Source organism: Clostridium thermopalmarium DSM 5974, assembly GCF_002995795.1.
GTDB classification, from domain to species: domain Bacteria; phylum Bacillota; class Clostridia; order Clostridiales; family Clostridiaceae; genus Clostridium_H; species Clostridium_H thermopalmarium.
This window is the reverse complement of the sequence record NZ_PVXN01000008.1, coordinates 1-13,720: the sequence shown is the minus strand read 5'-3', so window position 1 is coordinate 13,720 and position 13,720 is coordinate 1. Positions and strand designations below refer to the sequence as shown.

15 protein-coding genes, 1 tRNA gene and 2 rRNA genes are annotated in these 13,720 nt (G+C 32.5%); 2 read left to right on the top strand and 16 right to left on the bottom strand.

From position 1 onward, the window contains the following. Positions 1–39 precede the first annotated feature (39 nt). Positions 40–1,482: a cardiolipin synthase gene (gene cls, locus CPAL_RS01655; protein WP_061858351.1), complete on the top strand. Its 1,443-nt coding sequence runs from the start codon at positions 40–42 to the stop codon at positions 1,480–1,482. Between the two features lie 77 nt (positions 1,483–1,559). On the opposite strand, the gene hisE is transcribed toward cls, so the two are convergent. The 12 genes from hisE to CPAL_RS01595 all read right to left on the bottom strand — a co-directional run bounded on the left by hisE (position 1,560) and on the right by CPAL_RS01595 (position 10,133). Next, entirely contained in the window at positions 1,560–1,892 is a 333-nt protein-coding gene (hisE, locus tag CPAL_RS01650) for a phosphoribosyl-ATP diphosphatase (protein WP_061858350.1), read from the bottom strand. Between the two features lie 73 nt (positions 1,893–1,965). Next, a complete protein-coding gene (gene hisI, locus CPAL_RS01645) occupies positions 1,966–2,301 on the bottom strand; it encodes a phosphoribosyl-AMP cyclohydrolase (protein ID WP_061858349.1) in 336 nt (111 codons plus the stop codon). 86 nt (positions 2,302–2,387) lie between these two features. Then, positions 2,388–3,149, bottom strand: coding sequence for an imidazole glycerol phosphate synthase subunit HisF (hisF, locus tag CPAL_RS01640; RefSeq protein WP_106023987.1), 762 nt, complete (start codon positions 3,147–3,149; stop codon positions 2,388–2,390). A gap of 36 nt (positions 3,150–3,185) precedes the next feature. Next, on the bottom strand, positions 3,186–4,259 hold the full coding sequence (hisC, locus tag CPAL_RS01635) for a histidinol-phosphate transaminase (protein ID WP_061858347.1): 1,074 nt from the start codon (positions 4,257–4,259) through the stop codon (positions 3,186–3,188). A 25-nt stretch (positions 4,260–4,284) separates the two neighbouring features. Then, on the bottom strand, positions 4,285–4,998 hold the full coding sequence (hisA, locus tag CPAL_RS01630) for a 1-(5-phosphoribosyl)-5-[(5-phosphoribosylamino)methylideneamino]imidazole-4-carboxamide isomerase (protein WP_061858346.1): 714 nt from the start codon (positions 4,996–4,998) through the stop codon (positions 4,285–4,287). After that, on the bottom strand, positions 4,995–5,600 hold the full coding sequence (gene hisH / locus CPAL_RS01625) for an imidazole glycerol phosphate synthase subunit HisH (protein ID WP_061858345.1): 606 nt from the start codon (positions 5,598–5,600) through the stop codon (positions 4,995–4,997). The genes hisA and hisH overlap by 4 nt, the downstream gene beginning before the upstream one ends. A gap of 99 nt (positions 5,601–5,699) precedes the next feature. Further along, positions 5,700–6,290 (bottom strand): imidazoleglycerol-phosphate dehydratase HisB, encoded by a 591-nt coding sequence (hisB, locus tag CPAL_RS01620; RefSeq protein WP_420535945.1) that lies wholly within the window; start codon positions 6,288–6,290, stop codon positions 5,700–5,702. Positions 6,291–6,346: 56 nt separating this feature from the next. Beyond that, the gene (hisD, locus tag CPAL_RS01615; protein WP_106023985.1) at positions 6,347–7,639 is read right to left on the bottom strand and encodes a histidinol dehydrogenase; all 1,293 of its coding nucleotides are present in this window, start codon (positions 7,637–7,639) and stop codon (positions 6,347–6,349) included. Between the two features lie 20 nt (positions 7,640–7,659). Next, positions 7,660–8,295, bottom strand: a complete 636-nt coding sequence (hisG, locus tag CPAL_RS01610) for an ATP phosphoribosyltransferase (RefSeq protein ID WP_061858343.1) — start codon at positions 8,293–8,295, stop codon at positions 7,660–7,662. Between the two features lie 19 nt (positions 8,296–8,314). Beyond that, positions 8,315–9,580 (bottom strand): ATP phosphoribosyltransferase regulatory subunit, encoded by a 1,266-nt coding sequence (locus CPAL_RS01605; protein WP_061858342.1) that lies wholly within the window; start codon positions 9,578–9,580, stop codon positions 8,315–8,317. Between the two features lie 147 nt (positions 9,581–9,727). Then, on the bottom strand, positions 9,728–9,934 hold the full coding sequence (locus tag CPAL_RS01600; protein WP_106023984.1) for a hypothetical protein: 207 nt from the start codon (positions 9,932–9,934) through the stop codon (positions 9,728–9,730). Continuing rightward, the gene (locus CPAL_RS01595; RefSeq protein ID WP_061858340.1) at positions 9,894–10,133 is read right to left on the bottom strand and encodes a hypothetical protein; all 240 of its coding nucleotides are present in this window, start codon (positions 10,131–10,133) and stop codon (positions 9,894–9,896) included. Before CPAL_RS01595 ends, CPAL_RS01600 begins: the two co-directional genes overlap by 41 nt. Before the next feature lie 204 nt (positions 10,134–10,337). Between CPAL_RS01595 and rbr the strand changes: the two genes are divergently transcribed. Then, on the top strand, positions 10,338–10,928 hold the full coding sequence (gene rbr / locus CPAL_RS01590) for a rubrerythrin (RefSeq protein WP_061858339.1): 591 nt from the start codon (positions 10,338–10,340) through the stop codon (positions 10,926–10,928). 65 nt (positions 10,929–10,993) lie between these two features. Here the strand turns inward: rbr and fusA are convergent, their stop codons facing one another. The 4 genes from fusA to CPAL_RS01570 all read right to left on the bottom strand — a co-directional run. Further along, on the bottom strand, positions 10,994–13,069 hold the full coding sequence (gene fusA / locus CPAL_RS01585) for an elongation factor G (protein WP_106023983.1): 2,076 nt from the start codon (positions 13,067–13,069) through the stop codon (positions 10,994–10,996). 264 nt (positions 13,070–13,333) lie between these two features. Next, positions 13,334–13,408 (bottom strand) — tRNA-Asn (locus CPAL_RS01580). A 6-nt stretch (positions 13,409–13,414) separates the two neighbouring features. Beyond that, positions 13,415–13,531 (bottom strand): 5S ribosomal RNA (gene rrf, locus CPAL_RS01575). A 74-nt stretch (positions 13,532–13,605) separates the two neighbouring features. Continuing rightward, positions 13,606–13,720, bottom strand: a 23S ribosomal RNA gene (locus CPAL_RS01570); the annotation flags it as partial.

The following is a 13,720-nucleotide window of genomic DNA, read 5'->3' as shown; positions in this document are numbered from 1 at the left end:
TATAGTGTTTGCTTGAATATAATGGAGGATGAATGAGATATGCATTATATATTTGCTATATTAAGAGTATTAACATTTTTAAATCTCATTTTTGCACTTTTAATTATTTTTTTCGAACGTCGAAATCCTTCTGCTACTTGGGCTTGGTTAATGGTTTTAATTTTAATACCTGGTATAGGATTTATACTTTATCTTCTCCTTGGTCAAGATTTAAGCAGAAGGAAAATGTTTAATTTAAAAACCGAGGAAGATAGGTTTCACAAAAAACTTCTTATTCAGGGAAAACAACTTTCAGAAGATACCATGGAATTTTATGATAAAGAAATGGTTAAGTATAAAGACATGGTATACATGCATCTGACTAATAGTCAATCTGTATTTACTCAGGACAATAAAGTGGAGATATATACTAATGGTCATGATAAATTTAACTCTTTATTGAATTCTATTGAAAAAGCTCAACATCATATTCATATAATTTACTATATTATTAAGAACGATAAAATTGGAAACAAAGTAATTAATGCATTAACAAAAAAGGCTGCTGAAGGAGTGGAAGTTAGGCTTTTATATGATGCCATGGGCTGCAGAAGCCTTCCAAGTCACTTTTTTGATAAGTTAAAGAATGCTGGTGGAAAAGTAGCCTGCTTTTTTCCTTCCCTTCTTCCTTTAATAAATATACGTGTAAATTATCGAAATCATAGAAAAATAGTAGTTGTTGACGGTAAAGAAGCCTTTGTTGGTGGATTTAATATTGGTGATGAGTACTTAGGAAAAAATAAAAGATTTGGATATTGGAGAGATACTCATATAAAAATAATTGGAAGTGCTGTAGCTTCTCTTCAGCAAAGGTTTTTGCTAGATTGGCGTTACGCTTCTCAAGAAAAGATAACATTCGATAAGGACTATTTTCCTCAAGTTATTTCTGATGGGAAAATCGGAATTCAAATTGTTTCTAGTGGTCCGGACTCTGAATGGGAGCAAATAAAGAATGGATACCTCAAGATGATTCAATCTGCAAAAAAAAATATATATATCCAAACACCTTATTTCATACCAGATGAAAGCATTTTAGAGGCTCTAAAAATAGCTTCTTTATCTGGAGTTGATGTAAGAATCATGGTTCCTAACAAACCAGATCACCCCTTTGTTTATTGGGCATCTCTTTCATATATAGGAGAACTATTAAAAACCGGAGTCCGCAGTTACACTTATGATAAAGGATTTATTCACAGCAAGGTTATGACAGTTGACGGCAATGTATCTTCCGTAGGTACTGCTAATATGGATGTGCGAAGCTTTAAACTGAACTTTGAAGTTAATGCCTTTATATATGATAATAATATATCTAAATCCTTAGAAGATATATTTGAAAAAGATATTCATGATTGCACAGAGATAACTAAAGACTTATACGCAAAAAGGTCTTTATATATTAAATTTAAAGAATCTATTTCAAGACTTCTTTCCCCTGTATTATAAAATATCATCTTTAGTAACACATACACAGTGTATGTGTTACTTTTTTACATTATGCAATACTGTAGATAACTTTTTCACTATATATTCTCAATTTCCCTTCTTTCCTTCTTCTTATTTCCTATTTTTTCTCTTCTCTTTTCTAGCTCCTTCTTAATCTCATGGAGTTCTACACCCTTCTCTACCATAAGTACTAGAATATGATATGTTAAATCGCATATTTCATTTACAAATTCTTCTTTATTACTGTTCTTTGCAGCAATAACAACCTCTGTACTCTCTTCTCCAACCTTCTTTAGTATTTTATCCAATCCCTTTTCAAATAGATAATTAGTGTAAGATCCTTCTATTAGATTCTCTTTTCTATCCTTTATAACTTCAAATAACCCTTGTAAAACATCCATATCTCTCATCTATATACTCCCCCTTTTTTTCAATAGCCAGTTCTTGAGATATTAGATACGCTAGATTAGTTACACTAGATAGCTATTTTTGTAATTCTCTATAAAAGCAACTTCTATTTCCTGTGTGACAGGCTGCTCCAATTTGCTCAACTCTAACTAAAATAGTATCCCCATCGCAATCTAAACTAATTGACTTTACATACTGATAGTGTCCTGAGGTTGCCCCTTTGTTCCAAAACTCTTGTCTTGACCTACTCCAAAACCAAGTAGTCCCTGTATCTATTGTCTTATTCAAAGACTCTCTATTCATATAACCCAACATTAAAACCTCTCCGTTCTCAAAATCTTGAACAACAGCAGGAACCAATCCATCCCCCTTTTCAAAATCCACTGCTTCTAACAATTCTTCTCTATTCATCCTAAATCCCCCAAAAACTTCCTAAACTCTAAACTTCCTTTTTCCATTCTCCACTTTCCACTGGCACTTTAATGCCTCCACTGACCTTAAAGTCTTACATCTATATTTTCTTTTTTCAGATACTCCTTAACTTGTCTTATGGTAAGCTCCCTAAAATGAAATAATGATGCCGCTAAGGCCGCATCTGCCCTGCTCTTTTTGAATACTTCTGAAAAATCTTCAAGCTTTCCACAGCCTCCAGAAGCTATAACAGGAATATTTACAACTTTACATACTGCATCTGTAAGTTCTATATCGTATCCTTTTTTTGTTCCATCTGCATCCATGCTAGTTAAAAGAATTTCTCCTGCACCTAATTTCTCAACTTTTTTTGACCACTCTAATGCATCTAATCCAGTATCTATTCTTCCTCCATTTATAAATACATTCCATCCTGAGCCGTCTTCTCTTTTTTTAGCGTCTATAGCTACCACTACACACTGACTTCCAAACTTTTTTGACGCTTCCTGTATTAAATTAGGATTTCTTATAGCTGAAGAATTTATAGATACCTTATCCGCTCCAGCCCTTAAAATTTCTTTAAAATCCTCTATGGCTCTAATTCCTCCTCCTACTGTAAGAGGTATAAATACCTTTTCCGCAGTTCTTCTAACCACATCAACCATAGTACTTCTTCCTTCATGAGTCGCTGTAATATCAAGGAATACCAGTTCATCTGCACCTTCTTTATTATAAAATTCAGCAATAGAAACCGGGTCTCCCACATCTTTTAAATTTACAAAGTTAACCCCTTTAACAACCCTTCCCATGTCCACATCAAGACATGGTATTATTCTCTTCGTAAGCAATAACTTCACCTCTTTTTTATGAATCATCTTTGAAATTTAATTATTTTTAAGCTCATTCATAATCTCTTTAACTATTTCTATGAAAGTTTCCATTTCTTCTTCAGAGCCTATGCTTATTCTCAAATAGTTATCTATTTTTTCTTTATTAAAATGCCTTACTAATACACCTTTTTCCTTTAATCTAGCAAATAGTTCACCTGCATTATACAAAGCATGAGATGCAAAAATAAAGTTTGCCTTAGAAGGTACAACATTAAATCCAAGCTCTCTTAGTTCTGCGGTGACTTTTTCCCTTGTACTAACTATCTTTGACACACATTCTTTAAAATACTTCTCATCCTTTATAGCCTCTACTCCAGCAGCCGCTGCAACTCTATCTATGGTATAAGAATTAAAGGAATTTTTTATTCTATTTAATCCATTTATAAGTTCTTCCTGCCCAATAGCAAATCCTAATCGAATTCCTGCTAGGGAACGAGATTTAGATAAGGTCTGTATTACAAGAAGGTTTGGATAATCTTTTATGAGACTAACTACTGAAGTCCCTCCAAAATCTATATACGCCTCATCAATTATAACTACCCTATGAGAATTAAATTCTAAAATTCTTTTAATTTCTTCTGCATCCATATATCTTCCTGTTGGTGCGTTAGGATTTGGAATTACAATCCCTCCATTTTCCCTAAAGAAATCGCTAACCTGTATTGAAAAATCATCTTCTAATTTTGCATTTATATAGTTTATGCCATACAACTCAGCATAAACAGGATAAAAACTATAACTAATCTCTGGGAAAATAATAGTATCTCCGGGATTAAAAAAAGTTAAAAAAGATAAGGCTAAAACTTCATCAGAACCATTTCCAATAAAAACTTCATTTTTGTTTATACTATAATAATTAGCAATGATTTCTCTTAACTCCTCACAATCAGGATCTGGATATAATCTTAAATTAGAATTTGCAGCCCTTTTTATTGCCTCTAATACCTTTGGAGATGGAGAATATGGACTTTCATTTGTATTTAATTTTATATACTTTCTGCCTTTAGGCTGCTCCCCATAAACATAAGGTTCTATTGCTGCAGTAATTTTACTCCAATACTTACTCATGATTAACCCCCTTGTCTTTCACATACTATCTACACAAATTTATAGCTTCTTTTAAATCTATATTTCCTGAGTATATTCCCTTACCAGTAATAGCTCCATACAGCCCCATTTTTTTAAGATTTTTTAAATCCTCTATGCTTTTTATACCTCCAGAAGCTATTATATTGCACCTTACACTTTGTCCAAGTTCTTCAAGCTGTTCTAGATTTGGTCCTTGAAGTGTGCCATCTTTGCTTATATCAGTAAATATAATAGTTTTAACCCCTATTCTCTCCATTTCTACTGCAAAATCTATATAATTGATTATACTTACATTAGTCCAACCATCAACAGCTGCATATCCATTCTTTGCATCTATTCCTACTGCAATCTTTTCTCCATATTTATTAACTGCTGATTTTACAAGTTGAGAATTGTTAAGGGCTGCTGTGCCAAGTATTACCCTGCTTACTCCAATATTTATTAAAAATTCAATTGTTTCCATATCTCTTATGCCGCCGCCAAGTTCAACAGGCACATTAACTTCTTTTATAATTTTAGAAACAATGTCATAATTTACTCCTTTACCCTTTAGTGCACCGTCTAAATCCACCATATGAATGAACTCAGCACCCTCCTTTTTAAACTTAAATGCCGTCTCTAGTGGGCTTTCCGATACTACTTCACTCTTATTAAAGTCACCTTTATAAAGCCTTACGCATTTTCCATCTTTCAAATCTATAGCTGGTAAAATAATCATTTAATCATCTCCCCAAAGTTCTTCAGCATTTTAAGTCCTACGTCTCCACTTTTTTCTGGATGAAATTGCATACCGAATATGTTTCCTTTACTTACTACCCCAGGTACTATAACTCCATACTCAGCATAGGCATTCAATATTCCTTCCTCCCCAACTTCTGCATAATAGGAATGAACAAAATACACATAACTCCCCTCATCTATTCCTCTTAGGATTTTACTATCTTTATAGAACTTTAAATTATTCCATCCCATATGGGGAACCTTCAAGTTAGTTTTTAAAGGCCTTATCTTCCCTTTTAAAAATCCAAGCCCTTTGCTTAACTCTCCTTCTTCGCTTTCCTCAAACAAAAGCTGCATTCCAAGACATATTCCAAGAAGCGGCTTATCTTCCATAACTGCTTTTTCTAAAATCTTATCTATTCCATGCTTTCTTATATTATCTATAGCATCAGGAAAAGCTCCTACCCCAGGAAGTATTATTCCATCACTGTTTAATATTTTTTCTTTATCATCTGTAATAATGGAATCTATGCCTAATAAATCCAAAGCATTTTCCACACTTCTTAAATTTCCTATTCCATAATCCACTATAGCAATCATCTTTGCCCCCCTAAACTCTCTAAACTCTTTTCTCCGCTGTAAACTCTCAACTTGTGCTTCAACGCCTCAACTTTCCACTTTTTAGTGCCTTCACTTAGCTTACAAGCTTCCTTTAGTGGACATTACTCCTTTTATCCTTCCATCTATATCCACAGCTTCTCTAATAGCTCTGCCTAAAGCCTTGAATATGGCTTCTATCATATGATGATTATTCTTTCCATATAAAATTCTTCCGTGAAGAGTTATTTCTGCATTAAAAGCAAAGGCTCTTAAAAATTCTTCAACCAGCTCCGTGTCCATTTGTCCCATCTTATCCACAGTAAAATCACAGTTAAACACAAGGAAAGGTCTTCCGCTTATATCTATTGATACAGAAGCTAAGGTTTCGTCCATTGGAACAAAAGAAGTTCCATATCTTTTAATTCCTGTCTTATCCCCTAAAGCTTTTTTAAAACACTGCCCCAAAACTATTCCCACATCCTCTACGGTATGGTGCGCATCTACTTCCAAATCACCATTAGCCTCAATTTTCAAATCTAACAGCCCATGCTTTGTCATTAGATTTAGCATATGATCAAAAAAACCTATTCCTGTGTTTATATCATATTTGCCTTCACCATCTAAGTTAAGAGTTATGTCTATTTCCGTTTCTTTTGTCTTTCTATATACCTGTGACTCTCTATTTACCAAAACTACCTTTCCCCCTTTTTTAATAGCTAGGACCATTGTGGATTAGCTAATTAATCTTATTGAAACCTTACCTTTATAGAGTTTGCATGAGCTGTTAATCCTTCTGTCTCGGCTATAGTAATTATGTCATCTTTAACTTTAGATAGTCCTGTCTCTGAGTAATAGATGAAACTTGACTTTTTAACATAATCATCTACTGATAGAGGTGAAAAAAACCTTGCACTTCCGCTGGTTGGTAGTACATGATTTGGACCAGCCATATAATCTCCTAATGGTTCTGGTGCAAACTTTCCTAAGAATATAGAACCTGCATTTTTAATTTCTCCTAGGATTAAGAATGGTTCCTCCACCATAACCTCTAAATGTTCTGGAGCAATAGTATTAGCTACATCTATGGCATCATCAATATCTTTCACAATAAAAATCATTCCATAATTTTTAAGGGAAGTTTTTATTATATCCTTTCTTGATAAACCTTCCACTTGTATTTCTAGTTCTTCCTTTACTTTAAGGGCTAATTCCTCAGATGTAGTAACTAAAGTTGAAGAAGCAAGCACATCATGTTCAGCTTGAGACATTAAATCCGCTGCTATAAGCTTTGCATCTCCCCTTTCATCTGCAATAATCAGTATTTCACTAGGACCTGCAATCATATCAATATCTACAAAACCATAAACACTTCTTTTAGCCATAGCAACATATATGTTTCCTGGTCCTACTATCTTATCTACTTTAGGTATGGTTTTAGTTCCATAGGCAAGTGCTCCTATTCCTTGAGCTCCTCCCACCTTATATATCTCATCCACTCCTGCAATATCCGCAGCTACTAAAATATTTGGATTTATGCCTCCGTCTTTTGATGGAGGTGTTACCATAACCACCTTTTTCACTCCAGCAACCTTAGCAGGAATTGTGTTCATCATCACCGAAGAAGGATATGCAGCTGTACCACCTGGAACATATATACCAACTACATCAAGGGGTCTTACTTGCTGACCAAGCATTATGCCATCTTCTTTTGTAACCATCCAAGATCTTTGTTTTTGTTTCTCGTGATAAAACTCAATATTTTCTTTAGCTTTCTTTATAGCTGATATAAAATTTTTATCCACAGTTTCATAAGCTTTTTTGATTTCATCCACAGTTACTTTCATATTTTGTGCATTAATTACTTCACTATCGAACTTATTTGTGTATTTTACTACAGCACTGTCCCCGTTTTGCTTCACATCATCTAAAATATTATCCACAGCTAAGATTATATTCCTCTGCACACTTTCTCCTCTATTTTTTAAATTATTAATATAGTATTCTTTATTATTTTTATCTATTTTTACTATCTCCATCATCTCTATGTCCCCCTTCTTATTTAAGCTATTACCCTGCTAACCTTATCTATTAAATCTCCAATTTCCTCTCTCTTTGTTTTCATACTTGCTTTATTCACTATCATTCTCGCACTTATATCACATATATCTTCAAATATAAGTAGTCCATTTTCTCTTAATGTAGTACCTGTTTCAACTATATCCACAATAGCATCAGCAAGTCCAACTATAGGTGCTAGCTCTACTGAACCCTCTATTTTAATAAGTTCAACATCTATCTCCTTTTTTCTAAAATACTCCCTTGCCACTTCTGGATACTTGGTAGCTATTTTCTTTCTATTATATCCTTTATTTATATCAAACCCTGGTAAAGCTGCTAGAGAAAATTTGCACTTTCCAACTTTCAAATCTAATACCTCATAAAATTGTTTGTTTTTTTCCATCAAGGTATCTTTACCTACAATACCTATATCTGCTGCCCCATATTCAACATAAGTTGTAACATCCGGTGCCTTTACGAGAAAAAAATCTATATCATAATCTTCATTCTTACAGTGAAATACAAGCTTTCGCCCCTTGTCCTCTAATTCCTTTACATTTACCCCAATGGATTTAAATATATTAATAGCATGTTTTTCTAACCTTCCCTTTGTTAATGCTATTTTTATCTTCTTCAATTGCCCCTTGCCCCCTTATTCAATTAAATTCTATTTTAAAATCCTTAAAATTTATATTTTTTACTTCTCCATCTTTTAACTTATATAGTCTAATTTCTTCCTCTGAAGTAAAAGTAATCATCTCATCCATATTTCTTTTAACTCCATATTGTAAAGATTTCTCTTCATCATCAAATAAACTTATTTCACATACTACTTTCATATCTTGAATTTTATTCACAAGCTCATATGCTTTTTTTAAATAATTTTCCTTACAATATACAAGTACCCTTTTTTCTTTTTTAGGCTTAAAAATCTTCTGCCTTTTTAAAGTCATCATAATATTGTCTACATTTATAGCAAAACCTGTTGCAGGAAGATCTAGTCCAAATTCTTTTATCAAATTATCATATCTTCCTCCGCTTAAGATATCCTCTCCAACCTCATCAACATAAGCCTTAAATATTATCCCAGTATAATAATCAATATTTTGTATCATCCCAAGATCGATAGATATATATGAACTTAGTCCTATTTCATCTATAATATTATAAATTTTATAAACATTGTCCAATGCTTTAAGTGACTTCTCATTCTTTGTAAGCTGTCTTGCCTTATCAATTATTTCAACATCACCAAACAGCAGAGGAAGTTTTTTTAGAATATTAATATTTCCCTCCCCAATCTCACATTTCTTATCCTCTAAAAAGTTACATAAAGTAACATAGCTCTTGTTTTCAATCAGCCTTTTCAATTTTTCCATCTCTTCATCATCAAATTCTATATTCTCAACCAGCCCTTTAAAAAAGTCTGCCTGCCCTAATTCTATCTTAAAATTCCTAATTCCTAAACTTAGAAGTGCTCTTATAGCTGTTATTATCACTTCTGCATCTGACTTCAAATTCTTACTTCCTATTACTTCTATTCCTGATTGAGTAATTTCGCTCATTTTACCATTTAAGTCCTCAGTTATCCTAAATATATTTGATGTATAACAAAGCTTTATTGGATAAACACTTTCCTTTAATTTAGTGGAAATAATTCTTGCTATAGGAGTGGTCATATCCGGCTTTAAAACCAATATTCTTCCTGAATTATCAAACAATTTATACATCTTTTCTTGTGCAATAGGCTGATTACTTGAATTAAATACATCATAAAATTCTAGTGTAGGAGAAGTTATCTCAGAAAACCCGTTGTACTTATAGATTTTTCTCAATGTTTTCTCTATTTCTAATTTCATCTCACACTCTTCAAATAAAATATCCTTCATTCCTTCCGGTATATATCTCTTCCATTTCCCCATATTACCGCCCCACTTTATTAATTTAATACTTTATTACGCTAAACTAAGTTTAAATAAATGATACCATTTTGTAGCCATAATTGTCAATAATTAAATAAAAAAGTCTTTATACCTTTTGGCATAAAGACTTTTATTAATTATAATGGATTAAAATAAGTTTTTGCTTATAACTTCTTTTAATTTTTCGTTTTGTTCATATGCTTGAGCTACAGAATGTACACTTGGAATTCCTAAATCCATATCTCCCATAGTTTGATAGCTTCTAGCAGCAGTTATATTATTATTTTCATAAAAATGAGGAATATTTATAGTATTACCTTTTGTTTCTGGAAGCTGTGATATATAATTTGCCATCTTTATTTCCTCCTTTAAAATCAATATTAAAATTGTTATTTTGCAGTATATTGTATATAATATCTGAACTTTCTATACTGCTGCTGTCAAGAGTTATCATAACCTTATCATTTGTATCTACCATTCCCATATAATCATGTATTTTGCTGTAATCGCCTAAGTTAATTTTTCCAACAATATCTAAATGATATTCTGACATACTTTTCTCCTTCTTAGCTTAGTTAGTTTCTTTCACCTTATTTTTTGTATTTCAATATTAAATATTCCTATCAGAAGCTTGCATAGAGAATATAAATGCCTAGTAAATATTAATATATACAAAATAATATTTCATTAATTGATATTTGTATCTACTAATGGTACAATTTATTAAAGACCTAATTTAATTAAAGGGGGATTGTTTGTGAAAAATCTAAAAGGAACTAAAACCGTAGAAAACCTGATGAAAGCTTTTGCTGGTGAATCTCAAGCTAGAATGAAATATACTTATTACGCATCTCAAGCAAAAAAAGAAGGATATGTTCAAATATCAAATATATTTACTGAAACAGCTGACAATGAAAAAGAACATGCTAAAAGATTTTTAAAATTTATATTAGAAGATGAAAGTCTTAATGGCGCACCGCTAGACGTTAATGCATCATATCCTGTTGGATTAAGCGATACAAAAGCTAATTTAGCTTATGCTGCTAGTGGTGAAAATGAAGAATGGACAGAATTATATCCTGCTTTTGCTGACGTTGCAGAGGAAGAAGGATTTAATGATATAGCTGCAGCTTTTAGAAATATCGCTAAAGTTGAAAAAGCTCATGAAGAAAGATATAAAGCTCTACTCGCTAATTTAGAACAAGGAAAACTATTTAAAAAAGATGAACCTGTACTTTGGAAATGCAACAACTGTGGATTTATCTTTGAAGGAACTGAGGCACCAAATAAATGTCCTGCTTGTCTACATCCTCAAGGATATTTTGAAGTGTTAGCTAAGAACTATTAATGATAAATTAAAAAAATGAAGAGTAATCGCCTCAATTGCAGTTACTCTTCATTTTTTATGCTTTTCTAAGATTCTTTATTATTTGCAGCTTGTATAATTTTTTCAGCCTCGTTTGCAGGTACTTCTTCATATCTTTCAAATCTCATTTCAAAACTTCCTCTAGCTCCAGTAATAGATCTCAAGTCTGTAGCATACTTAAACATCTCTGCCATAGGAACTTCAGCTATGATTTTTTGCAATCCTTTAGATGCCTCCATTCCTAATACTCTTCCTCTTTTTTTATTTATATCACCTATTATATCTCCCATATATTCATCAGGTACTTCTACCTCAACATGCATAATAGGTTCAAGCAAAACTGGATTAGCTTGCTGAATTCCTTTTTTGTAAGCCAGAGAAGCAGCAACTTTAAATGCCATTTCTGAAGAATCAACTGGATGGTAGGAACCATCGTACAATGTCGCCTTTAAGCCTATAACTGGATAGCCTGCTAGAACTCCATGTTTCATACATTCTCTTAAACCCTTTTCAACTGCAGGAATATATTGTTTTGGTACAACTCCTCCAACTATCTTATCAACAAACAATAAATCTTCTTCTCCATCATCTCTAGGCTCGAACTTTATCTTAACATCCCCATATTGGCCATGACCACCACTTTGTTTTTTATGCTTACCCTGTACATCTGACTGCTTCTTTATAGTTTCTCTATAAGGAACTTTAGGAGACTGGAGTTCTACATCTATACCAAACTTAGTTTTTAATTTATTTGCTATTATTTCTAAATGAGTTTCTCCAACTCCTGATATAATTGTATCAGCATTTTCTACGTCTCTAGTTATCTTAAAAGTAGGATCTTCATCTAAAAGTTTATTTAATCCAGAGGATATTTTTTCTTCATCCCCTTTAGCTTTTGGAACTATAGCCATAGACATTACAGGCTTAGGAAATTTAATCTCCTCAAAAACCTTACAATCTTCTTTTTCACATAGGGTATCACCAGTAGTTGTAAATTGTAGTTTTGTAACTGCACCAATATCCCCTGCAATTATTTCAGATGTTGGTATTTGCTCCTTTCCTCTTATAAAATACATTGAGGTAATCTTCTCTTGTTTTTTCTTATTTACATTGTATACTATACTATCACATTTAGCCTTACCACTCATAACTTTAAAAATAGATAATTTTCCAACAAAGGGGTCTGCTATAGTTTTAAATACTAAGGCAGAAAAAGGTGTATTTTCATCTATAGGAACTTCAATGTTTTTATCATCTTTTTTAGCTTTTACAGGCCTTAAATCTTTTGGTGAAGGGAAACATTCTACTATATCTTCTAAAAATGTATTTATTCCTATTCCTTTATAAGCAGAACCACAAAGTACGGGTGCAATTTCACCACTTTCAATCCCTTTTATAAGACCATTATATATTTCTTCATCACTTAAAGCACCCTCAGATAAATACTCTTCTAATAATACTTCATCGGTTTCAGCTACTGCTTCCATTATCATTTTCTTACACTCATCAGTTTTGTTTATTAATTGTTCTGGAATATCTGCAGCCTCCATTTGATTAGTCTTAGGATTAAAAATTCTTGCCTTCCTAGATATAACGTTTATTACACCTTTAAAATCATTTTCTTTCCCTATAGGATACTGAATAGGTACTACCGATATTCCAAAACTATCTTTCAATTGAGATAATACTTTTTCAAAATCACTATTTTCTGTATCCAATTTATTTATAAAAAATGCTCTAGGCATATTATTTTCATTCACATAACTCCAAGCCTTTTCAGTTCCAACCTTTATACCTGATCTAGCAGATACAACTATTACTGCTATATCAGTTGCTCTTAAACCTTCTATCATCTCGCCTATAAAATCAAAATATCCTGGTGTATCTACTATATTTATTTTTACATTTTCCCATTCACAGGGTAAAACTGATGTAGATATAGAAATCTTCCTTCTTTTTTCTTCAGGATCATAATCACTTATTGTATTTCCATCTTCAACTTTCCCAAATCTATCAATAGTTTTAGTGTAGTACAGCATTGCTTCGGCAAGGGTAGTTTTCCCTGATCCACTGTGCCCTATAAAAGCTATGTTCCTCAAGTTTTGGACATTATAATCTTTCATACTGATTCCCCCTTTATGGATAACTTATTAGTTTAGTAATTATATTCTATATTTTAGTTAAAATTCCTCTACATATTCCAAAATATTCAGAATTATTAGTTAATTTTTTATTACTGCTACCTAATAACATTATTATTATAAAATCAGTAACTATATTACTTTTATATTAATTACATTTCAAAAAATTAAAAATACCCTATGCTTCTTTTAAAGCATAGGGTATATATAAAAAATATAATTATGTAACTTATCAAAAAATAAAAATGGCTCCGCGAAGAGGATTCGAACCTCCAACCTATCGGTTAACAGCCGAGTGCTCCACCGTTGAGCTATCGCGGAATATTTACCTGGCAACGACCTAATCTTCCACACCGTCTCCAGTGCAGTACCATCGGCGCTTTGAAGCTTAACCTTCGTGTTCGGAATGGGAACGGGTGTTACCTTCAAGCTATAATCACCAGATATGCTTAAGATTTTTGTTGACAAAACCTTTCAAAGGTTGAATTATTCTCTCAAAATTGCATAGTGTATTTTATTTGATCAAGTCCTCGATCTATTAGTATCAGTCAGCTTAATGCATTACTGCACTTACACCTCTGACCTATCAACCTGGTAGTCTTCCAGGGATCTTACTAGTTAAACTATGGGAAA